We start from the raw sequence: 19,378 nt of genomic DNA, 5'->3' as shown, positions 1-19,378 counted from the left end.
CTCCGTCCCGCTAACGCGAATGGAAACAAACAGAATGCTATCGCTGCATAGTTGAACAGTGATGTTCAGCAGTGTTCAGCGTAAATGTATCAGGAAGTGGGTCATGCCGTTTGTGATTGCCCCGACCGACGTGGGCGTGCTGGTGCTGGGGGCGAGCCTGTTGCTTTTGGCCGGGGGTTGGGCCTGGTGGCTGCGGCGGCAGAAGCGTGCTGCTTCCCCAGAATCGACAACCGTTTCGCCCGTCCCGGCGGTTGACCCATCGGCTCTTTCGGCGGAACAAGCGGCTCAACTACAGCCCTTCGAGCAGGCGGTGGGAGATCAGCCGCAGGATCCCATTGCCTGGTACAACCGCGCCACCACCCTCGACCACCTGGGGCAAGCCCAAGCTGCCCTGGCCAGCTACGACCGCGCCCTGGAGCTGAAGCCGGACTTCCCCGAAGCCTGGAACAACCGTGGTTCTCTGCTGGACGATCTCGGTCGCCATCAAGAAGCTCTGGCCAGCTATGAGCGGGCTCTGCGGCTGAAACCGGATTTTTTTGAGGCCCGCTTTAACCAGGCCAACACGCTGCGGCAATTGGGCCGCTACGAAGAAGCCCTACGTGCCTACGAACGGGCCCTTGCCCTCAGTCCCGACAGCCCGGAAACGTGGTACCTGCACGGGCTAACCTTAGCCTCTCTGGGACGGTGGCAGGGATCCCTAATCAGCTACGAGAAAGCCCTCGCCATCAACCCCGTCAATGCCCGAGTTTGGCAGAGTCGGGGCCTGGCTCTGTTTCACCTAGAGCGCTACGTCGATGCTCTGGCCAGCTACGAACGAGCCCTGCAACTGGGCTCCGAATCGGCCTCTCTCTGGGCCGGCCATGCCCTTGCCCACCACCGCCTCGGCAACCCGATGGAGGCCCTCAACAGCTATGACCGTGCCCTGGCGCAGGATCCCAAACGCCCTCAGATCTGGGTGCAGCGCGGCCTGGTGCTGATGGACTTGAACCTCTACGAGCTGGCCATCCAGAGTTTTGATCGGGCCCTGCAGATGGATCCCAGCAATGCCGAGGCTCACTACGCCAAAGCCTGCTGCTACGCCTGGGAAGGCCAAGTGCCTCAGGCCCTACAAGCTTTGGAGCAAGCCCTACGCCTGGAGCCGGAACGCTACCGCCCCTTGCTCTCCTCTGAGCCCTATTTCGACCTCATTCGCGAGGAGCCGAGTTTTGCATCCTTTTTGGCAGCCCTTGCCGGCACGGATCCCCCCAAGAACCCCCCGCCGCTGTCACGAACAGCCTCTTGACGTTCTCACCTCCCAGAAGGAGAGGAGAGGCTGGAATGCACAGGCTGTTTCACCGCCAACCTGACCCAATCACCAATAACCACGAGAGCACGCCAACAACAGAAATCCGGCAATTTCGTTGGGTCTTACGGGAAAATTGCGCTCTTTTGCCGATGAAACCCGCCGATTTTCCGTGGAGATGCTGTTGCTTGGGTCAAGAAACCTGGTCAAACTAAGAACGTTCCAGCTCTTGGCAAATCTCAACAGTGTCCGGTTGTGCTTCTAACGCCATCCCTGTAGCCCTGTAGCACCTGCTTGCGCAGGGTCTGGCTGGGCAAAAGCGTCTCTTGACTGGATGGGTGTTGGTTATGGGTGGGATCCTCAACCTTTGAATGGTTTTCGAGTTCCTTGAGTGCTTGTTCTACAGTTATTTTCGGCAAATCGGTAAAGTGGTTGTCTATGATAACGGCCCCTCGCCTGACCTCTCCCAAGAACTCCGTCTCCCTCGGCGGCCCCCCCTCCATTGCCTTTGGCCAAGACCGGATTCCCAGCCGCATGTGGATCTATGGCATCTAGTGAGGATGTTAAAGCCCGAACTGCCGAACTGTTGCGGCTGTACCACCAGAATCGCGATCCAGCCCTGCGCAACCGGCTGGTGGAAATGAACTTGGGCTTGGTGCGCAAAGAGGCCCACCACTGGCGCAACCAATGCAATGAGGGGTACGACGACCTGGTGCAAGTTGGCTGTTTGGGTTTGATTCAAGCTATCGAACGCTTTGACATCAGCCGAGGCCTGGCTTTTAGCTCCTTTGCCCTGCCCTACATTCGCGGAGAAATTCAACACTACCTGCGGGACAAAAGCCCCACCATGCGGATCCCACGCCGCTGGACGACCCTGCAAAGACAAGCCAAGAAGGTGATTGCCCGTCTGCGGCAAGAGTTGGGCCGTTCTCCCTCTGAGGCCGAGGTGAGGGAAGCCCTGCAACTGACGGAGCAGGAATGGCGAGAGCTGGAGCTGGCCCAACAAAACAGCCTTTTGCTCAGCCTGGATGCTCCGATTCAAACTGAGGAAGACAGTGTTGCTCTGGGGGAGGTCGTTCCGGATCAGCGCTACCGCAGTTTTCAACTGGCTGAAGAAGATCGTATTCGCCTACAACATGCCTTGGCTCAGCTGGAGGAACGTACCCGCAAGATTTTGGAATTTGTCTTCTTCTATGACCTCACGCAAAAAGAAACGGCAGAGCGGCTGGGGATCAGTGCCGTTACCGTTTCCCGCCAAGTCAAAAAGGGGCTGGAACGCCTGGCTAAGTTGTTGAATCAAGATATTTTTTGAGATACAGCCCGTTACAAATTAAGGGATATAAAAGGGTATAAAAATCGTGTTTCCGAGGCTTGACCCCAGTGAGGTTTAGAACAAGCAGGTTCATAGTCATTCCAGACTCGATTGAGATACTCCCGCCGCTGCCCAGACGCTCCGCGCCGCTTCCCCCAGCCCCTCCAGAGGGAGAGGGGAGTTAGAGAGCAACGGAACGGAGATGTTTCATTCCTGTTGAAAATGACCATACAGGTGTATCCCATAACCCCTTAGTAGACTGTACTTGAGCCGACGCAATTGGCGGTGACTTTCCACCCAGTAGAACGGCAGGGGCTCTGTACTGCGACAGGTTGATAGACTGATGGGAAATTGATGAGAATATTTGATGAACAGAGAAAACCGCTCTTCTCGGAATCAACCCTTGGTGCCCCGCGGTTTCAAACTAAGCTGGGTCAGAACTCGGTGGGCAGGGATCCCTTCTTCCAATGCCAGCCCAACCTGCAAAGTCCAGAGGGAATCCGCTTGGCCCCCTATGTGCGCACCTTGCCCTTGGTTGTGGATGCCATGCTGGATTTGGCCCAGGTGGGGAGCGAGGATACTCTCTACGACTTGGGCTGTGGGGATGGCCGCATTCTCATCCGGGCGGCACAGCGCTTTGGCACGCGGGGCGTGGGGGTGGATATCGACCCGGAGCGCATCCTGGAAGCCCAACAGCGGGCCCAAGAAGCCCAAGTTCAGGATCGAGTTACTTTTCTGATACATTTACGCTGAACACTGCTGAACATCACTGTTCAACTATGCAGCGATAGCATTCTGTTTGTTTCCATTCGCGTTAGCGGGACGGAGTCCAAACAGAATGGCGGTATCCCGCAAAGCTTTGAGTAGAATACCCAAAGCGCAGTTTCCGTGTCGTCTTACCACCAATTTTCTGCTTTGCTTTGGCTACCATGTTGGCAGACTCGAAAGTAAACAGAAAGATCAACTGGTAGTAATCCGTACTGAACATATTATACATTATTTTCAGTATAGTTGAGCTTATTATTGACTAGAGTCATGCTCCAGCAGGATCTGCTCACTCTGGACTTAACCCCGGCGACGGTGGTGAGTTGTTATTTGCTGCCCAGCTCCCACCTGCTGATCCGAGACAAGTTGCGCTCCCAGCTTCGGCCCGGCGCTCGTCTGGTCACCCACTCCTTCGACATGGGAGATTGGCTCCCCACCGCCACCACCACTGTATCGGATGTTATCAACACCTACACCATCTATCTCTGGCGAATCTAACCCTGGGGATCCCAGGCCGTCGCTTCCTCAAAAGCAGCAGAGGGCTGGTGCAGCACAATCCGGTTGCCATCGGGATCCCGGAAATCCACCTCCTGTCCATGAAAGGCTTGCCGCAGGGGGGAAATGGAGAGCTGATAAGCTCCCGCCAACCCTTCCAGTGTTGTCAGGGATCCCTGTAAATCTTGCACCTGCAGGCAGAGGCTCACCGCTGCGGCTTGGGCACCACCATCGAGATGATGGCTGCGATAGAGGCCCAGCCGCAACCCTGGCAGACGAAACTCTACGTACACCGGATCCCCCTCTGTCGGGAGCTGGACTTGGGGAGAGATCCCCAAGAGATCCCGATAGAAGCGTTGTAGACGAGGCAAGTCCAGGGTAGCCACGCTAACCAAGGCACCAGAGAGCTGCATCGCAACCGCCAAAAGACCGGGTTGGTCTATCTTAGCTAAACTGCCGAGAAGCCCCGCGCTGTACCCGCAGGGTGAGCGTCGGGAGGATGTCACTCAGCTCCAACACCACGCGAGTCTGGGTGGCGATGTCGGATCCACCGTCTTGCCCTCCGGATCCAGGGCCAATGTGCCCGAGATGTAGAGGGTATTTTGCCCACCTTCACGCCGGGAGAATAGGGGGCGATGGCCGGATAGCCGGCTGGAGCAATGGCAACCTTAGGCACGAGGGATCCCGAATCACAACAGGATTGCACCTTAGCGGCGAATTCGATCTTCCACAGCTGGCTGGGATACAGCTACAGCCGGTTTCTCTGGAGCAGATTCCCACTCTTCGGGGGAGATTCTCTAGCAGAACTAGACTATAGTAGGTACCAAAGCTTGCTGCTTCTTCCCAAGTCAAGACTGGAGCGACTTACCGTGGGGTTCTTCAGCCGATTTTCCCGTGATATGGGCATTGATTTGGGCACTGCCAACACGCTGGTCTACGTGGCCGGGCGAGGCATTGTCCTGCAAGAGCCCTCTGTGGTCGCCATCGACCAAAACACCAAGCAACCCCTGGCTGTGGGGGAAGATGCCAAAAAAATGTTGGGCCGTACCCCCGGCAACATTGTAGCGGTGCGTCCTCTGCGAGATGGGGTGATTGCCGATTTCGACACGGCGGAGATGATGCTAAAACACTTCATCCACCGCGTACACGAGGGCCGGTACCTGATTGCTCCCCGCATTGTGATTGGGATCCCCAGCGGTGTGACTGGGGTGGAGCGACGGGCGGTGATGGAAGCCGCTCTCCAAGCTGGGTCGCGGGAGGTGTATTTGGTGGATGAGCCGGTGGCAGCAGCAATCGGGGCCGGGCTGCCGGTGCAAGAGCCCACTGGGAACATGATCATCGACATTGGCGGCGGCACCACTGAGGTAGCCGTCCTCAGTTTGCAGGGGATCGTGCTGAGCGAGTCGGTGCGGGTAGCGGGAGATGAGCTGAGCGAGGCCATCGTCCAGTACATGAAAAAGGTTCACAACCTCACCATCGGGGAGCGCACCGCTGAAGAGATCAAGATTCGGATTGGCTCCGCCTACCCAATTCAAGAGGAACTGACCATGGAAGTGCGCGGGTTACACCTGCTCTCGGGTTTACCCCGTACCGTCACGGTGAAGAGCACCGAAATTCGCGAGAGCATGGCCGAGCCCCTCTCGGTGATTGTGGAAGCCATTAAGCGCACCCTGGAGCGCACTCCACCGGAATTGGCTGCCGACATCATCGACCGCGGCATCATGCTGGCCGGGGGAGGAGCCTTGCTCAAGGGTCTAGATGCCCTGATCAGCCATGAAACCGGGATCTTGGTTCACATTGCCCCGGATCCCCTCAGTTGTGTGGTGCTGGGTACAGGGCGAGTTCTGGAGGATTTCAAAACCTTGGGTCGAGTGTTGAGCGGCAGCTTCAAGGGCTAGAGGAGTTTCTTCCCATCCCTGATCTAAGGTGTGAGTCGAGTGGGTCGGAGAGGTATTGCTTGAATCGGCTACGCCAATGGTGGAGGCGCTACGGCTTGGGGTTGCTCCTGTCTGCTTTGGCGATGGGGGTAGTGCTGGGCTTGCGCCAAACCCAGGGATCCCTGTTGGTGGAGCTGTACAGTTGGATCACCGCCCCGGCCCGTCCACCTGTGGATCCCGCCGCGGTGCTCAGCCAGGCCGCTAACCGTGAGCTGCAAGCCCTGGTAGCCGAGTTGCAGTACCAAAACCGCGAGCTGAAGCGACTGCTGCAATTTACCGAGCAAATGCCCCAAGCGGGGATCCCAGCAGCCGTGGTGGGTCGCAGCGCCGATCACTGGTGGCAACAGCTCACCCTCAGCCGCGGCAGCCGGCATGGAGTCAGGGTGGGAGATGTAGTCATGGCGCCGGGAGGGTTGATCGGGCGAGTCGAGTCGGTCACGCCCAACACCAGCCGAGTGCTCCTGATCAGCGATCCCACCAGCCGTGTCGGGGTAATGCTGAGTCGCAGCCGACACATGGGCATCCTGAGGGGTACGGGCACCCAGAGTGCCATTTTGGATTTTTTCGACAAGGCCCCCAAAGTAGAGGTGGGGGATGTGGTGGTGACCTCGGGCCTGAGCAGCTTTTACCCAGCCGGGGTTGTGGTGGGAACGGTTCGAGCGGTCAACTTGGATGCCAGCCCTGCCCCTCAAGCCACTGTCGAACTGTCGGCGCCGCTGGGTCTCTTGGAATGGGCCTTGATCTACCGCTATGCTCAACCCTCTGATTCCTAAGCTTAAGTCTCACCTTAACTGGCTGGTGACTGTCCTGTCGGGATTGCTGGCAGCAGTGGCCCCTTGGTGGCGAGGGCCGGGCTTGGAGCTAGCAGGCTTAACCCCAGATTGGCCCTTGATCTGGGTGGTGTGCTGGAGTGTGCGGCGCAAAGCTTGGCAGGGGGCTGTTGCCGGGGTCACCCTGGGTTTTCTGCAAGATGCGCTGACCAGCCCTTGTCCTACCCATGCGCTGGGGCTGGCTGTAGTTGGGATCCTCACCGCCAAGTTGCAAAAACAACGCTACATGCAAGAAGACTTTATCTCGGTGGCCTTGATCGTTTTTGGTATGGTGGTGATCGCCGAAACCTTGATGGCACTGCAATGGATGTGGCTCGTGGCCTCGCAGGGATCCGATGACCTGGATCCAGCAGGAACGCAAACCTTGCTGGATGGATTGGAGAACTCCCTTCGGTTTTTCGGCAACATTGGTGGCGATGGCCCCCGTTCTCTGGAGAGCATCTGGTGGAACCATCAACGCAATGCCCTCACGTCTGCTATTTTAAGTAGCCTCTGGGCACCCGCTTTGTATTGGCCCCTCAGCCGTTGGTGGCAGTCTCAAGAGCGGGATCCCAGAGAGATTTAGCCCCTGTTTTATGCCAAATCATCCTATCTTTCGGTTAAAACCCAGGTCACAGCAGAGTATGTCCCTTGCCATTTTTGGCAAGAGAGAACTCTCGAGGCGGTGGGAGCCCATTTGCCGGCTCGCTCCGGCATTCTACTTCTTTTGCATTGGCGCTGCGCTGGTCAGAAAAAGCGACGATCTGGAAAACTTCTCGTCGGGGGGGAGCAATTTTGGCCTAAAATGAACCCCAGGACTGGGATATAAGCCCCATCTTTTTCAGACAGCTTTGGGCTAATGTCGCGCATCTCAATCAAAAAGTCAAAAGCATAGGAAGCGCAGGCGACGTCAAGGCTGACCTTGTGGCAACTGCACTTAGAATTTGACTTAGAGCAATCATTGGGAGGGATCCATGCCGCATACAATTGTCACCGATATCTGTGAAGGTGTGGCCGACTGTGTAGAGGCTTGCCCTGTTGCCTGCATCCACCCCGGCGATACCAAAAATGCCAAAGGCACCGACTACTTTTGGATTGAGTTTTCCACCTGCATCGACTGTGGCATCTGTTTACAGGTTTGCCCCGTAGAAGGCGCTATTCTGCCGGAGGAAAAGCCGCATCTGCAGCGAGTGCCCCGCTAATTCCAGGGAAGCATCCCTGGCCACACGCCGGGATTCAACGAGAATTACAATCATTTCAATTCCAACCAGGACGCTGCACCCACACCTAGAACGTTAGTCGCGTCTTCGCGTCGTCGTGTCAGCGTTGCGGAGCAACAATACGCAGAACCGGAAGGCTTTTCAAGGACTCCGTCCCGCTGGCGCGATCAGTAGCCTAGGCGTTTCACCTTAACCTGAAACAACTATAAGCTTTAGCCCAAGGAAGCCAAAGCAACGACGCTGCTGGTCAGCCAGCTCAGGGCCAAGATCCCCCCCAGGAAAGCCAATGGGATCAGGCCCAGCAGCCGCCACCACTCCAAATCCAGCGCTACAGCTACTGCCCGCACCTGCCAAACCACAAACCACAGCAGAGCTGACAAGCCCAGCAGGGATCCCACCACCCCACCCAACGATTGAGCAGGCCCCAGCAGCAGCCACGGCAAACCGGCAAACCCCGTCAAGCACAGCAGCGCTGAAAAGGAAGGGACAGCCCGACCCAAACAAAAGGCCAGCAATTGCAACACAGCCGCCAAACCCACCCAGCCCAGGGATCCCATCAGCACCGCCAGCACCATGCTCGGCAGGCTTACCCCAGAGCGGCGAATCGCATCCAGGACGTTGAGCAGCCCCACCACCCCAAAGGCTTGCCAGAGAACAGGCTGTTCCCGCAACGCCCGAAAGGTGCGCTCCGGCAGAAACCAAGCGCCGTAGATGTTGTCTAACCAGGAACCAAGCATGGCCAGCAACCCGTCAAGCTGTCTTTTATCCTAGCCCTTGGTGAGCACTTGACGGGCACACCCCAAAAATGGGGTATGATTGGGAGAGGATTCTGCGGCGTTGGTGACTGCCGTTATGTTTTTGCGATCTATACCCTTCGACAATTAGGATGGGAAGTGGATGTGAGAGCAGTAGGCCAAACTTGATTTGGAAACTATCGACAATCATCCCCGGTATCCTATACTGGATTTTCCAGGTCGAAAACCACGGTAAAACGGCGCAACAGTATCCTCAAAAAAGCCCTCGAAAGGGGGCCTTTTTGTTGTTTGGATATTGTCGGATATTGTCAATGCTGCAGTTAATGGGTATTGCTCTGGCGCTGGGCTCCATCCTTTAGTCGAGCTTCTGGGCACTGGTCTACGTCTTGCTGCAGGGCAGCCAAGTCTGTCTTTCGCTTGCGGGTCTTGACTTTTGTTGTCGTGAGGTCTGCTCGGCTCAGCCAGCGATAAACGGTTGCACAAGTGACATAACTCCCGCACTCATGCTGACGCAAAGCGCTCCGCGCCGCTAAAGCGAGAGAGTGCGAGCTTCAAGGACTCCGTCCCGCTGACGCGAAAAGGACGGGATGCCCCACCGCCCTGTGCTTGATATCTGTAGCAGCTGCTGTTTTTATCATCGTTTATTTCAGCGGTTCTAGGTTCACGGCAGGTTGACAGCAGCTACGGTTTTTGTTGCCGCCGATCTAGTTAGCTTTGCTAACTCTACCTCAAGTTCTGGGGGAAGTTGCGCCTGTGGAGATTCCTCTGCCGGGGTTGAGTCAAAAGCTCAGCTAGGTAAGGGTCGTAGAAGCAGGAAGCAACCGGTTGTTTAGTTCATCCTAGGGGGTGAAATAAACGACCATGAGTTGCAGAACGGTCAACAGGAGAGTTGCTCCCACCATCAAACTCCCCCAAATCCATACAACCTGTCGCAGCAGTCCCAAGCTTTCCCGCACCACTTGCGGGGTCAAGGGGCGAGCTGGGATCCCCAATTTGGGTTTCACCTTCGGGATCCCCTGATAGAAATTGGTTCCCCCCAATTGGATCTGCAGCCGCCAGGCAAAAGCCGCTTCGCTCCACCCGGAATTGGGGCTGGGATCCGCTTGCGCGTCCTGACGACACCGCTGCCAGAACCCCCAAGGATCCCGGCTGAGCAGCGCCAGCGTGAGCACCGTCAGGCGGCAGGGCAGCCAAGTCAGCCCATCCTCACAGCGGGCCGGCACCGTGCCCAAATGGGTGAAAGGGGGGTGGCGGTAGCCCACCATCGAATCCAGCGTGCTGCTGGCCTTGTAGGCTAGGGCCAAGGGCGCCCCTCCCAAGAAGGCGTAGAACAGAGGGGCAGTTGCTCCGTCGGGGGTATTTTCGGCCACCGTCTCAATCACCGCCCGCAAAATCTCCGGCTCCGTCAGGTGCTCTGTATCCCGCCCCACGTAGCGGCTGAGACGTTGACGGGCCTCCGGCAGATCCTCTTTTTCCAAGGGATCCAACACCTCCAACGCAGCAAAGCGCAGGCTGCGCCCTCCCAGACAACTGGCCATGAGGGTTACCTGCATGAGGATCCCTGCCCAGGGATGGATGGCATTGCCGATGGCGACCAGCCCCCAGCCTATGCCGTAGGATCCCCCCACCAAAGTTAGGGTGAGAACTGCCCCGCCCCACTGTTGTGCTCGCGGAGTTGAGCAGTGCTTGAGGATATAGCCTTGCCCCCAGGCAATAACAGCCCCCATCACCCGCACCGGATGAGGCCAACCCCAGGGATCCGCCAGCAGGTAATCCAATACCAAAGCTGCCGCCAGCACCAGCCCGGCAGTCGGTTGGGCCGGAAAAAACAGCCAGCCGCCGGGAAAGGGCTCCGTCCCACTAACGCGAAAGGACTCCGTCCCGCTAACGCGATCAAACCACAAATCCACTCTCCTGATCCTGAGCCGCTTGCCAGCTCCGGGCATCAAAATACAGATCTTCCAGAGTGGTTTCCTCCAACACCTGCTGCACCCGTCGAGCGATCCGCTGCCACAGGGCTTCCGTCACCCAGTCCAGCCGCTCCGCCGGATGCACGGCTGAAGGATTAGAACTGTCCATGAGAGGATCCAAGGATTCTCCCACTGCCGCCAAAATGGCGCTAATCGGGATCCGCCGCGGCGCCCGTGCCAACCGGTAGCCTCCCTGGGCCCCCCGTTGGGAACAAACCAAGCCGGCCTGGCGCAACTCAATCAGCAACTTTTCCAGGTAGGGAGCTGGGATCCCCTGTCGCTGAGCAATGGCCCGCACCGAAGCCATTTGCCCGGAGCCGAGCATCGCCAGATCCAACAAAGCTTTGATGCTATAGGTGGCCCGCGTTGTCAAGCGCACCGGGATCCCTCTCCGCAGCACTTCTCGATCCTGCCATAGGACTCCGTCCCGCTGACGCGAAAGGACTCCGTCCCGCTACCGCGAAAGGCAGATGCTTGGGTATCGGGGCACCGGCCAAGAGAGGTTAATCTGGGGATCCGAGGCGATCTCTAATTGCTCTAATTGGCTATTGTCTGGTTATCGGCAGCTCAGCCTTGGAGCTCGGGATGGAACACCCCACCGCCAGCCTTTATTTGGTGGCTACCCCCATCGGCAACCGCGAAGACATCACCCTGCGGGCGCTGCGGGTTTTGCGGGAAGTGGACTGGGTGGCGGCAGAAGATACTCGCCACTCCGGCCAGCTTCTTAAACATTTTCAAATCTCCGCCCGCCTCATCAGCTATCACGAGCACAACGCTGCCCAACGGATCCCGCAACTCCTGAAGTATCTGTCGGCGGGCCAGTCGGTGGCCCTGATCAGCGATGCCGGCACCCCCGCCATTTCCGATCCGGGAGAAGAGCTGGTGCGTGCCTGCATTCAAGCTGGGATCCCGGTGATCCCTGTGCCGGGGCCGGTAGCTGCTGTTGCCGCCTTGACCGCTTCGGGCCTGCCTACAGGACGATTCGTGTTCGAGGGATTTTTGCCGCTTAAACCCAGTCAGCGACAGGCCCGCCTGCAACAGTTGGCCCAAGAAGAGCGCACCGTCGTTCTCTATGAAGCCCCCCATCGCCTGCGCCAAACTCTGCAGGATCTGCTGGATCACTGCGGCCCAGAGCGGCAGATCGTGCTGGCGCGGGAGCTGACCAAGCTGTATGAGTCCTTCTGGCGGGGATCCCTGGCAGCAGCTCTGGAGCACTGCGCCGCCCAGCCGCCGCGGGGGGAGTTCACCCTCTTGCTTGAGGGATATGTGGGTGCCGTTCCCAGCCCTAACCCTGCCAGAGGCGGGACGGAGTCCTTGAATGGGCGGGGAGACAGTGAATCGGAAGCGGAAATTCGTCAAGAAATGGCCCGATTGCTGGCCGAAGGCCTGTCCCGGTCTGCAGCCAGCCGCCGGTTGGCCCAGCGTCTGCAGGGATCCCCCATCTGGACGCGGCGCCGCCTTTACGATCTATCCTTGCAGCTTGAGCCGCTCTCCAGTTCTGGCGGGACGGAGTCCTTTTCTGAGTACGTCAGCGCTCCACATTGTTTCCAAGACAACAGCGAGACCGAGTCCTGAGGTGTTCGCGTTAGCGGGACGGAGTCCTATGGCACGGATTTTGTTGGTGGACGATGAAGTGGAGTTGGCCGATTCTCTGGCCCAGCAATTGAGGCGAGAGGGCTACACGGTGGACGTCGCCTACACAGGAGGGCGGGCCTGGGAGCTGCTGCAAAAGTCCCCCGCTCTGCCCTACGATCTGCTGGTCTTGGATTGGATGTTGCCGGAGCTCTCTGGGCTTTCCCTCTGCCAGCGGGTACGGCAGGTGGATTGCACCACCCCTATCCTGTTTCTGACGGCCAAAGATACCCTAGACGACCGGGTGGAAGGGCTGGATGCCGGGGCAGATGATTACTTGGTGAAGCCGTTTGAGCTGCGGGAACTGCTGGCGCGGGTGCGAGCCCTCTTGCGGCGGGCCACCGGCCCTGGAGAAGGGATCCCTCGCCTGCAGGTCGGGGATTTGGAGCTGGATCGGGAGAACCAGGTGGCCTACCGGCAGGGGCGGATGATCCACCTCTCCCAAAAAGAGTTTCGCCTGCTGGAGTACTTCATGACCCACCCCGGCCAGTTGCTCACCCACGACCAGATCTACGAGCAGGTGTGGGCCGGAGAGGATCCCCCCAGCAGCAATGTCTTGGCAGCTCAGGTGCGCCTGCTGCGGCGCCGCCTCAGGTTGCCCGGAGCAGCAGAATTGATCCACGCCGTCTACGGCAAGGGCTATCGCTTTGGGCCTGTTGCCGAGAATCCCTAGGAAGAGGCCCAGAAGAGGCCCATCCTACAGTCCCGCAAGCTGTAGCTGTCCCGAACAGCAGCAAACCCCAAGCAAGCGACCCAACGGGGCCCTTCCCAACAGCTTGCTGGGATTCACAGCTCCCCTCTCCCAAGAGGAGAGGGGCAGGAGCGCTTGGGGCTCACTTGGACTTGAGCTTCTCCGCTTTCTCGATGGCCTCTTCGATGGTGCCTACCAAGTAGAAGGCTTGCTCCGGCAGATCGTCGAGTTCTCCCGACAAAATGCGCTGGAAGCCCTTGATGGTGTCTGCCAATTTCACATACTTGCCGGGGGAGCCGGTGAACACCTCCGCCACGAAGAACGGCTGGGACAGGAAACGCTCGATGCGGCGGGCACGGGCCACCACCAGCTTGTCCTCTTCCGACAGCTCGTCCAGCCCCAGGATGGCGATGATATCTTGCAGCTCTTTGTAGCGCTGCAGAGTTTGCTTCACCGCCCGGGCAGTGTTGTAGTGCTCTTCGCCCACAATGTCCGCCTGCAGGATGGTGGAAGAGGAATCCAGGGGATCCACCGCCGGATAGATACCCTTGGCTGCCAAGCTGCGGGACAATACCACCGTCGAGTCAAGGTGGGCAAAAGTAGTTGCTGGGGCCGGATCCGTCAAGTCGTCAGCAGGCACATACACCGCCTGCACCGAGGTGATGGATCCCTGTTTGGTAGAGGTGATGCGCTCTTGCAGGTTGCCCATTTCGGTAGCCAAGGTGGGCTGGTAACCCACCGCCGAGGGCATGCGGCCCAACAGCGCCGACACTTCCGACCCGGCCTGCACAAAGCGGAAGATATTGTCGATGAACAGCAGCACGTCCTGCTTGTTAACGTCGCGGAAGTACTCTGCCATGGTCAGGGCAGTCAGGCCAACCCGCATGCGGGCACCCGGTGGCTCGTTCATCTGGCCATAGACCAGCGCCACTTTGTCCAGCACACCGGATTCTTTCATCTCGTTGTAGAGGTCATTGCCCTCGCGGGTGCGCTCTCCCACGCCCGCAAACACCGATAGGCCAGAGTGCTCCTCAGCGATGTTGTGGATCAGCTCCTGGATGAGCACTGTCTTGCCGACGCCGGCACCGCCAAACAGGCCCACCTTGCCCCCCTTTTTGAAGGGGGCCAGCAGGTCAATCACCTTGATGCCGGTTTCAAAGGGCTCTGGCTTAATCGTCAAATCGACAAGTGGAGGCGCACTGCGGTGGATGGGGGCAAATTCTTGGGCTTGAACGGGCTCTCCTTGGTCAACCGGCTCTCCCAGCACATTGAAAATGCGCCCCAGGGTGGGCTGCCCGACCGGCACAGTAATCGGAGCGCCCGTATCCACCACCGGCATGCCCCGCACCAGGCCGTCGGTCGAGGACATGGCCACCGCACGCACGCGGTTATCCCCCAAAAGCTGCTGCACCTCAAAGGTGACGTTAACCTTCAGGCCGCTTTCGGTTGTGCCCTCCACCTTGAGGGCATTGTAGATTTCGGGCAGCTTGCCGCTGGGAAATTCGGCGTCGATCACAGGCCCAATGACCTGAGTGATGTAGCCAACATTGGTGGCAGTAGCGGTGGCAGTAACCATGATTGAGGCTCAGCTCCTTGTGTGCTCAGTTATCGACTCAGCAATGCCGGGTGTAAATCATTATCATCATACAAACAAAGGGATCCCAGTTGCTGCCGCACTTTTGCCTGTCCAGCCTATGGGGGATCCCCGGCAGAGTGGGCTTTTCTTCGCTACCCTAGAGCTAGGTAAGACAGGGGGTTGCCAGCGATGAGCCACTACGGAGGCCGTATTGCACAGCTCAGCTCCGTTAGGTTGGGAGGACGGCGTCGCTGCCCACGTCGCGGCCGGGCCCTACAACTGGGGATCCTTGGCTTCTTGCTGGGGTTAGGGGTGATGGGGGGAGCTTGGTGGTACAGCATCGGGCCCCGGCAAACCCTTTCCCTGTATTGGCTGACCAGTGCTGACAACTCTATTGACTACGTGCAGCAGGAGCGCAGGGTTCGCGCCTTTGACACTCAAGAAGCCATCCGCCTGGCCTTGGAGGAGCTGATTGCCGGCCCCCGGGATCCCCACCTCACCACGGCCATTCCCCCCCAGACGCGGGTGTTGGATGTGCGGGTGGAGGGCGACGATATTTTCCTCAACTTCTCCCCCGAATTCACGCAAGGGGGGGGATCCACGGCGATGATGAGCCGGATTGCGCAGGTGCTCTACACGGCCACCAGCCAAAACCCCGGCGCCCGGGTTTGGATCTCGGTGGAAGGCCGTGCCCTAGAAGTGCTGGGGGGCGAGGGGCTGATCCTGGATCAACCCCTGACACGGGCCTCGTTTGTGCCCAGCTTTCAGCTGCCAGCGGAGCCGGCAACCCCGAAGGATTCCGCCCCGCTAACGGGGTCGCCAAAGCGTCGCCTAGCGATAACGGCTTCTTGAGACGGAAACCATGAGCTGGTTGCAGCGGGTGGGCAGCAGTTTTCTCCTGGCCGGCCAGGTGATTTTGCATCTGATGCGGGGCCGTATCCATCGCCGCAACACCCTGGATCAGTTGGCGGCGGTGGGTCTGGAGTCGCTGCTGATTGTTTTGATTACGGCGGTGGTGATCAGCGGTGTTTTCACCATCCAGTTGGCGCGGGAGTTCATCAACTTTGGCGCTTCCTCCCTAATTGGGGGAGTTTTGGCGATTGCCCTTGCCCGCGAGCTGACACCGGTGGTGACGGCGGTGATCTTGGCCGGACGGGTGGGATCCGCCTTTGCCGCCGAGCTGGGCACCATGAAGGTCACGGAGCAGATCGACGCTCTGCTGTTGTTACGCACCGATCCGGTGGATTATCTGGTGATCCCGCGGGTGCTGGCTGCGGGGCTGATGCTGCCGGTGCTCACCATCCTCTCCCTGCTGACGGGGCTGGTGGGGGGGATGATCATCTGCGCTTCGGCCTACAACATCTCTCCTGCAGTGTTTCTCAACTCGGCGCAAACCCTTCTGAGCTCCTGGGATTTGCTCGTCTGTTGTTTGAAGGCGATGGTGTTCGGGTCTTTGATCGCCATTGTCGGCTCCAACTGGGGCCTTTCCACCAGCGGGGGAGCCAAGGGGGTGGGTCGCTCCACCACCGATGCAGTGGTTACGGCGCTGCTGGGCGTGTTTGTCACCAACTTCCTTATTTCTTGGCTGTTGTTTCAGGGGCCGGGGAGCGCCCTCAGCCGCGCGTTGTAGCCACTTCTGCTGTCCCGTTAGCGTTGCGGAGCAATAGGGAGAGAGCTAGGATGGGATCCCCTTTCCCTTCAGCGGTGCAGAGCACTTTGCGAGTAGAATTTCAGATTTTCCGACAGTTGCCGCCGGAGCCGCCCCGCTGGCAGTCCTTCTGGCTGGAGACATCCCCTGGCGCCACCATTCTCGATTGCCTCAACCAGATCAAGTGGGAGCAGGATGGCAGCTTGGCCTTCCGCAAAAACTGCCGCAACACCATCTGTGGCAGTTGCGCCATGCGCATCAACGGTAGGGCAGCCTTGGCTTGTGGCCGACATGTGGGCGAAGAGCTGGATCCCCGCAGCCCCCAGCCGCAGCCTATTCGCATCGGCCCTCTGGGAAACCTGCCCGTTCTGCGGGATCTGGTGGTGGATATGCAGCCCTTCTGGAACGATCTCAGCCGGGTGGATCCCTTTGTCAGCACGGCGGGGCGACGCATCCCGGAGCGAGAGTTTTTACAGCTGCCTGCCGAACGGGAGCATCTCAACGCTGCCGGTGGCTGTATTCTCTGCGGAGCCTGCTATTCCGATTGCAATGCCAAAGAGGTGAACCCAGAGTTTGTCGGCCCCCATGCTCTGGCCAGAGCCAACCGCCTCGTCCAAGACAGCCGCGACAGCCAACGGGAACAACGCCTGCAGGCTCTGGATAGCTTGGCTGGTGTCTGGGGCTGTACCCGCTGCTGGAACTGCAACAGCGTCTGCCCGATGGGCGTGGCACCTCTGGATCAAATCACCGAACTCAAACAGGGGATCCTCTCCCGCCCTGTAGACAAGAGCGCTGCTCTGCCCACCGACCGTTCCCGCCAGCACGCTGTTCGCGCTATTCGGACCGAGTCCTTGCCCATAGCCATCCGCCACCGCAAGACTCTGGTGCAACTGGTGCGCTCCGGTGGTTGGATAGATGAGCGCCGCTTTGCCCTGCAGGTGGTGGGCCGGGATCCCAAAGGGCTGCTCAGCTTGGTGCCTCTGGGGCTGCGCCTGTTGGTCAGGGGCAAATTTCCCTTTCGCTTCCAGCCCTCTTCAGGGGCGGCGACGGTACGGCGGCTTATCGACACAGTTAGGCAGGAAGGAAGGGATCCCCTCTAGGCTCCAGTTTTGAGGTTGTCTTGGCCGGAAATCAATCTGGCACTCAAAATCCGATCCCCCACTTTGATGTGGCGCAGCACCTCCGTTCCCTCTGTAACGTACCCGAACACGGCATAGCGGCCATCCATGAGGTTTAACCCCGCCGGGGTGAGATCCGGCTCAGCCATAAAGATGAAGAACTGAGAAGAGGCGCTGTTGGGATCGTCGGGATAGCGGGCCATGGCCACCGTCCCTTCGGCGGAAAAGGGCAGAGCCGGTTCCACATCCCACAGGCCCATCTGATCAAAAGTCTGGCCGTAGCGGGGCATCACCTCGCCTTTGGCGCGAATCTCCATGGGGATGGTGCGAACCTTGCCCGTGGCCGGATCCACATAGCCATCGGCAGGGCCAGGGGGATCCCCGGCCTGCGCCAGGAAGAAGGTCTCCACCCGGTCAAAGGTCAGGCCATCGTAGAAGCCCCGCTGCACCAGGTCGGCAAAGTTGCCGGCAGTGATGGGGGCGCTGTAGCCATCTAAGGTGATCACCATGCGCCCAGCGGTGGTGTTTAGCTCCACCTCTGCCCGCCCCAAGAGCTGAGGTTTGTCGGCATACTCAGCAGGCACTGTGTAGGGGAAAGCCCCCACCCAGTTGTTTTCCAGGGATCCCAGGCTGTCCAGCAGGCGGTCGTAGGCAGCGCGGGCCTCTTCTTTACCCTTGGATTTGCGCTCGCTGGCTTGGCCGATCACCCGCAACTGCTCCCGCAGCGCAGCCATCTGTTCAGAGGCTGGGGTCACCCGATCCGGGGGCAAGCCGGCCAGCAGGGAATCTCCATAGCGATCCAAGAGGTGCTCTACCTGGCGCACATCTCCCCGCACTGCCGACCAGCGGTTGTACTTCAGGTCGGCGTCGATTTTGGAGATGGCCTCATCAATTTCCAGCAGCTTCGTTTCTGAGATGGGTAGCGCCCGCCGCAAGAGGGTACGTGGATCGGTAATGGCATCCCCCTGGGGCAGAGCCAAGGCCGGGATCCCCCAGAGCGCCACCCCGCAGAGCAGAGCAGCTACGTAGAGGCCAATCCGGCAAAGGGATCCCCATTGCCAAAATCCTTGGGCACGCTGCGTCATGGTTCCTACCGACTGCAAAACCACTCCTGTCTCAGCCTGACATCCCACCGTCACAGGCGGCAAGCGCTGTCAAACCTCGATAGATATCTCCACGACTGGCTCACTCCACCTGGGGGAAAGCCGTCATCGCTACACGACGCTTTTGCGACCGCAATAGCGGGACCAACTTCTCCAAGGGCATGGCTACACGGCTCTCCTACCTAGTTGGTTGGCGTCGGTGTTAGTGTCGGGGTAGAGGCAGGAGTGGGTCGAGGTGTCGGAAAGTCCGTCGGTGCAGGAGGTAGGGGCACCGGAATGCGGAGGCGGCAGGGTTGATCCGATTGATCGCCTTCTGGGGCATAGCAAACGCGAATAAGATCCTCCACAAAGCGGAGCTGATTAAAACTAAGTTGATCCGCTTGTCGAATGATGTCAGTGATGATCTCCTCCAAGTTTCGCGCTGTTCTGGAAAGAGGTACGCTGACAAACAGAATATTCTCCAGATCCCTAACTTCGGGGGGAGCTAAGTTGGAGAAAGGTACTCTATCCCGCTCCCGCAGCAAGATGCGATAAAGGGCTTCGCTCCAAGGGGAAACATCCACGGCTGCGCTGAAAATAAATCCCCGCAGGGGTATAGACTGGCCGGACTGACGCCCTTGGCCCAATAGGTTGGACTGAACCGATACCAACTTCCCCGGCGGTTGAATAATCGATCCGGAAAAGGGAATGGTGAACCGCAAGTTGCCCTCCAAGGCAGTGGTTGACAAGGCAGGCAACAAAATGTCCCCTCTTGAGCTTAGGTTGAACAACTCAACCTTATTGCCTCTTGAAAAGAGCGGCCCTCCCGAACAAAGGGCGGCTGTTGAGCCTGGCGGGCAAAGCTGAGCAAAGGGATCCACCACCAACCCCAAAATGGCAGAGGCAAAGCCGGAGCCGGGATCCCTTGGCGGCGACCCCACGGTCGAGGGGCTGCTGGAGGTGCCACCGCAACCTTTCAGGAAAACCGTTAGGGAACCTGTAAGCACTGCCGCCAGGACAAGCGCAGCCGGTTGCCAAAATCTTCTGGGTATACCGAGTCGTCGAAACATTTGCTTATCGCCTCGC

22 protein-coding genes and 1 other RNA gene are annotated in these 19,378 nt (G+C 58.9%); 14 read left to right on the top strand and 9 right to left on the bottom strand.

Annotation, left to right across the window (positions count from 1 at the left end; all coding sequences use genetic code 11):
• The first annotated feature begins 103 nt into the window (after positions 1-103).
• From ACVWZJ_RS09760 to ACVWZJ_RS09745, 4 genes are all read left to right on the top strand, one after another.
• Positions 104-1,282 carry a tetratricopeptide repeat protein gene (locus ACVWZJ_RS09760; RefSeq protein ID WP_457395935.1) on the top strand — a complete coding sequence of 393 codons (1,179 nt, stop codon included), beginning with the start codon at positions 104-106 and terminating at the stop codon, positions 1,280-1,282.
• Positions 1,283-1,826: 544 nt separating this feature from the next.
• A complete protein-coding gene (locus ACVWZJ_RS09755) occupies positions 1,827-2,594 on the top strand; it encodes an RNA polymerase sigma factor SigF (protein ID WP_041436760.1) in 768 nt (255 codons plus the stop codon).
• Between the two features lie 444 nt (positions 2,595-3,038).
• The gene (locus ACVWZJ_RS09750) at positions 3,039-3,347 is read left to right on the top strand and encodes an SAM-dependent methyltransferase (protein WP_457395934.1); all 309 of its coding nucleotides are present in this window, start codon (positions 3,039-3,041) and stop codon (positions 3,345-3,347) included.
• A 282-nt stretch (positions 3,348-3,629) separates the two neighbouring features.
• Positions 3,630-3,857, top strand: coding sequence for a hypothetical protein (locus ACVWZJ_RS09745; protein WP_457395933.1), 228 nt, complete (start codon positions 3,630-3,632; stop codon positions 3,855-3,857).
• On the opposite strand, the gene ACVWZJ_RS09740 is transcribed toward ACVWZJ_RS09745, so the two are convergent.
• On the bottom strand, positions 3,854-4,267 hold the full coding sequence (locus ACVWZJ_RS09740; RefSeq protein WP_457395932.1) for a VOC family protein: 414 nt from the start codon (positions 4,265-4,267) through the stop codon (positions 3,854-3,856). The two genes, ACVWZJ_RS09745 and ACVWZJ_RS09740, sit on opposite strands and share 4 nt — an antisense overlap.
• Positions 4,268-4,723: 456 nt before the next feature.
• On the opposite strand from ACVWZJ_RS09740, the gene ACVWZJ_RS09735 reads away from it, so the two are divergent.
• The 4 genes from ACVWZJ_RS09735 to ACVWZJ_RS09720 all read left to right on the top strand — a co-directional run bounded on the left by ACVWZJ_RS09735 (position 4,724) and on the right by ACVWZJ_RS09720 (position 7,802).
• Positions 4,724-5,752 (top strand): rod shape-determining protein, encoded by a 1,029-nt coding sequence (locus ACVWZJ_RS09735; protein WP_414342867.1) that lies wholly within the window; start codon positions 4,724-4,726, stop codon positions 5,750-5,752.
• A gap of 59 nt (positions 5,753-5,811) precedes the next feature.
• A complete protein-coding gene (gene mreC, locus ACVWZJ_RS09730; protein WP_457395931.1) occupies positions 5,812-6,564 on the top strand; it encodes a rod shape-determining protein MreC in 753 nt (250 codons plus the stop codon).
• Positions 6,542-7,186: a rod shape-determining protein MreD gene (gene mreD, locus ACVWZJ_RS09725; RefSeq protein WP_414331966.1), complete on the top strand. Its 645-nt coding sequence runs from the start codon at positions 6,542-6,544 to the stop codon at positions 7,184-7,186. The genes mreC and mreD overlap by 23 nt, the downstream gene beginning before the upstream one ends.
• 388 nt (positions 7,187-7,574) lie before the next feature.
• Positions 7,575-7,802, top strand: coding sequence for an indolepyruvate ferredoxin oxidoreductase subunit alpha (locus ACVWZJ_RS09720; RefSeq protein ID WP_011434056.1), 228 nt, complete (start codon positions 7,575-7,577; stop codon positions 7,800-7,802).
• Positions 7,803-8,032: 230 nt separating this feature from the next.
• Here the strand turns inward: ACVWZJ_RS09720 and ACVWZJ_RS09715 are convergent, their stop codons facing one another.
• Positions 8,033-8,557: a YIP1 family protein gene (locus tag ACVWZJ_RS09715; protein WP_041436767.1), complete on the bottom strand. Its 525-nt coding sequence runs from the start codon at positions 8,555-8,557 to the stop codon at positions 8,033-8,035.
• Positions 8,558-8,643: 86 nt separating this feature from the next.
• On the opposite strand from ACVWZJ_RS09715, the gene ssrS reads away from it, so the two are divergent.
• Positions 8,644-8,830, top strand: a non-coding RNA gene (gene ssrS, locus ACVWZJ_RS09710) — 6S RNA.
• 65 nt (positions 8,831-8,895) lie between these two features.
• Here the strand turns inward: ssrS and ACVWZJ_RS09705 are convergent.
• The 3 genes from ACVWZJ_RS09705 to ACVWZJ_RS09695 form a co-directional block, all read right to left on the bottom strand.
• Entirely contained in the window at positions 8,896-9,090 is a 195-nt protein-coding gene (locus ACVWZJ_RS09705; protein WP_071818172.1) for an IS630 transposase-related protein, read from the bottom strand.
• A gap of 324 nt (positions 9,091-9,414) precedes the next feature.
• The gene (gene cbiB, locus ACVWZJ_RS09700; protein ID WP_457395939.1) at positions 9,415-10,407 is read right to left on the bottom strand and encodes an adenosylcobinamide-phosphate synthase CbiB; all 993 of its coding nucleotides are present in this window, start codon (positions 10,405-10,407) and stop codon (positions 9,415-9,417) included.
• A 61-nt stretch (positions 10,408-10,468) separates the two neighbouring features.
• Positions 10,469-10,924, bottom strand: coding sequence for an Rrf2 family transcriptional regulator (locus tag ACVWZJ_RS09695; protein ID WP_414407776.1), 456 nt, complete (start codon positions 10,922-10,924; stop codon positions 10,469-10,471).
• A 206-nt stretch (positions 10,925-11,130) separates the two neighbouring features.
• On the opposite strand from ACVWZJ_RS09695, the gene rsmI reads away from it, so the two are divergent.
• Both rsmI and rppA read left to right on the top strand, forming a co-directional pair.
• Complete coding sequence (gene rsmI, locus ACVWZJ_RS09690; RefSeq protein ID WP_414331459.1) at positions 11,131-12,120, top strand: 16S rRNA (cytidine(1402)-2'-O)-methyltransferase; 990 nt, start codon at positions 11,131-11,133, stop codon at positions 12,118-12,120.
• A 28-nt stretch (positions 12,121-12,148) separates the two neighbouring features.
• Positions 12,149-12,850: a two-component system response regulator RppA gene (gene rppA, locus ACVWZJ_RS09685; protein WP_457395930.1), complete on the top strand. Its 702-nt coding sequence runs from the start codon at positions 12,149-12,151 to the stop codon at positions 12,848-12,850.
• 160 nt (positions 12,851-13,010) lie between these two features.
• Here the strand turns inward: rppA and atpD are convergent, their stop codons facing one another.
• Complete coding sequence (gene atpD / locus ACVWZJ_RS09680; protein WP_414407185.1) at positions 13,011-14,444, bottom strand: F0F1 ATP synthase subunit beta; 1,434 nt, start codon at positions 14,442-14,444, stop codon at positions 13,011-13,013.
• A 189-nt stretch (positions 14,445-14,633) separates the two neighbouring features.
• Here atpD and ACVWZJ_RS09675 point away from each other — a divergent pair, with 189 nt between their 5' ends.
• The 3 genes from ACVWZJ_RS09675 to ACVWZJ_RS09665 all read left to right on the top strand — a co-directional run bounded on the left by ACVWZJ_RS09675 (position 14,634) and on the right by ACVWZJ_RS09665 (position 17,192).
• Positions 14,634-15,296 carry a GerMN domain-containing protein gene (locus ACVWZJ_RS09675; protein WP_414407184.1) on the top strand — a complete coding sequence of 221 codons (663 nt, stop codon included), beginning with the start codon at positions 14,634-14,636 and terminating at the stop codon, positions 15,294-15,296.
• A 10-nt stretch (positions 15,297-15,306) separates the two neighbouring features.
• Positions 15,307-16,074 carry an MlaE family lipid ABC transporter permease subunit gene (locus ACVWZJ_RS09670; protein WP_457395929.1) on the top strand — a complete coding sequence of 256 codons (768 nt, stop codon included), beginning with the start codon at positions 15,307-15,309 and terminating at the stop codon, positions 16,072-16,074.
• 86 nt (positions 16,075-16,160) lie between these two features.
• Positions 16,161-17,192 carry a succinate dehydrogenase/fumarate reductase iron-sulfur subunit gene (locus ACVWZJ_RS09665; protein WP_457395938.1) on the top strand — a complete coding sequence of 344 codons (1,032 nt, stop codon included), beginning with the start codon at positions 16,161-16,163 and terminating at the stop codon, positions 17,190-17,192.
• Here ACVWZJ_RS09665 and ACVWZJ_RS09660 read toward each other — a convergent pair.
• The 3 genes from ACVWZJ_RS09660 to ACVWZJ_RS09650 form a co-directional block, all read right to left on the bottom strand.
• Positions 17,189-18,295 (bottom strand): peptidylprolyl isomerase, encoded by a 1,107-nt coding sequence (locus ACVWZJ_RS09660; RefSeq protein WP_457395928.1) that lies wholly within the window; start codon positions 18,293-18,295, stop codon positions 17,189-17,191. The two genes, ACVWZJ_RS09665 and ACVWZJ_RS09660, sit on opposite strands and share 4 nt — an antisense overlap.
• A gap of 200 nt (positions 18,296-18,495) precedes the next feature.
• Positions 18,496-19,050 carry a hypothetical protein gene (locus ACVWZJ_RS09655; RefSeq protein WP_457395927.1) on the bottom strand — a complete coding sequence of 185 codons (555 nt, stop codon included), beginning with the start codon at positions 19,048-19,050 and terminating at the stop codon, positions 18,496-18,498.
• 20 nt (positions 19,051-19,070) lie between these two features.
• Positions 19,071-19,259 (bottom strand): hypothetical protein, encoded by a 189-nt coding sequence (locus ACVWZJ_RS09650; protein WP_457395926.1) that lies wholly within the window; start codon positions 19,257-19,259, stop codon positions 19,071-19,073.
• Positions 19,260-19,378 lie beyond the last annotated feature (119 nt).

The sequence above is a fragment of the Thermostichus sp. OS-CIW-29 genome, from assembly GCF_054058195.1.
This window is presented reverse-complemented; position numbering and strand designations above follow the sequence as displayed.

What these genes read in the sequence shown, in the direction of transcription:
- ACVWZJ_RS09715 (WP_041436767.1), bottom strand. Translation starts at nt 8,557, where the DNA reads ATGCTTGGTTCCTGGTTAGACAACATCTACGGCGCTTGGTTTCTGCCG.
- ACVWZJ_RS09755 (WP_041436760.1), top strand. Translation starts at nt 1,827, where the DNA reads ATGGCATCTAGTGAGGATGTTAAAGCCCGAACTGCCGAACTGTTGCGG.
- mreD (WP_414331966.1), top strand. Translation starts at nt 6,542, where the DNA reads ATGCTCAACCCTCTGATTCCTAAGCTTAAGTCTCACCTTAACTGGCTG.
- ACVWZJ_RS09740 (WP_457395932.1), bottom strand. Translation starts at nt 4,267, where the DNA reads ATGCAGCTCTCTGGTGCCTTGGTTAGCGTGGCTACCCTGGACTTGCCT.
- ACVWZJ_RS09670 (WP_457395929.1), top strand. Translation starts at nt 15,307, where the DNA reads ATGAGCTGGTTGCAGCGGGTGGGCAGCAGTTTTCTCCTGGCCGGCCAG.
- ACVWZJ_RS09745 (WP_457395933.1), top strand. Translation starts at nt 3,630, where the DNA reads ATGCTCCAGCAGGATCTGCTCACTCTGGACTTAACCCCGGCGACGGTG.
- ACVWZJ_RS09660 (WP_457395928.1), bottom strand. Translation starts at nt 18,295, where the DNA reads ATGACGCAGCGTGCCCAAGGATTTTGGCAATGGGGATCCCTTTGCCGG.
- rppA (WP_457395930.1), top strand. Translation starts at nt 12,149, where the DNA reads ATGGCACGGATTTTGTTGGTGGACGATGAAGTGGAGTTGGCCGATTCT.
- ACVWZJ_RS09675 (WP_414407184.1), top strand. Translation starts at nt 14,634, where the DNA reads ATGAGCCACTACGGAGGCCGTATTGCACAGCTCAGCTCCGTTAGGTTG.
- atpD (WP_414407185.1), bottom strand. Translation starts at nt 14,444, where the DNA reads ATGGTTACTGCCACCGCTACTGCCACCAATGTTGGCTACATCACTCAG.
- ACVWZJ_RS09720 (WP_011434056.1), top strand. Translation starts at nt 7,575, where the DNA reads ATGCCGCATACAATTGTCACCGATATCTGTGAAGGTGTGGCCGACTGT.
- ACVWZJ_RS09760 (WP_457395935.1), top strand. Translation starts at nt 104, where the DNA reads ATGCCGTTTGTGATTGCCCCGACCGACGTGGGCGTGCTGGTGCTGGGG.
- rsmI (WP_414331459.1), top strand. Translation starts at nt 11,131, where the DNA reads ATGGAACACCCCACCGCCAGCCTTTATTTGGTGGCTACCCCCATCGGC.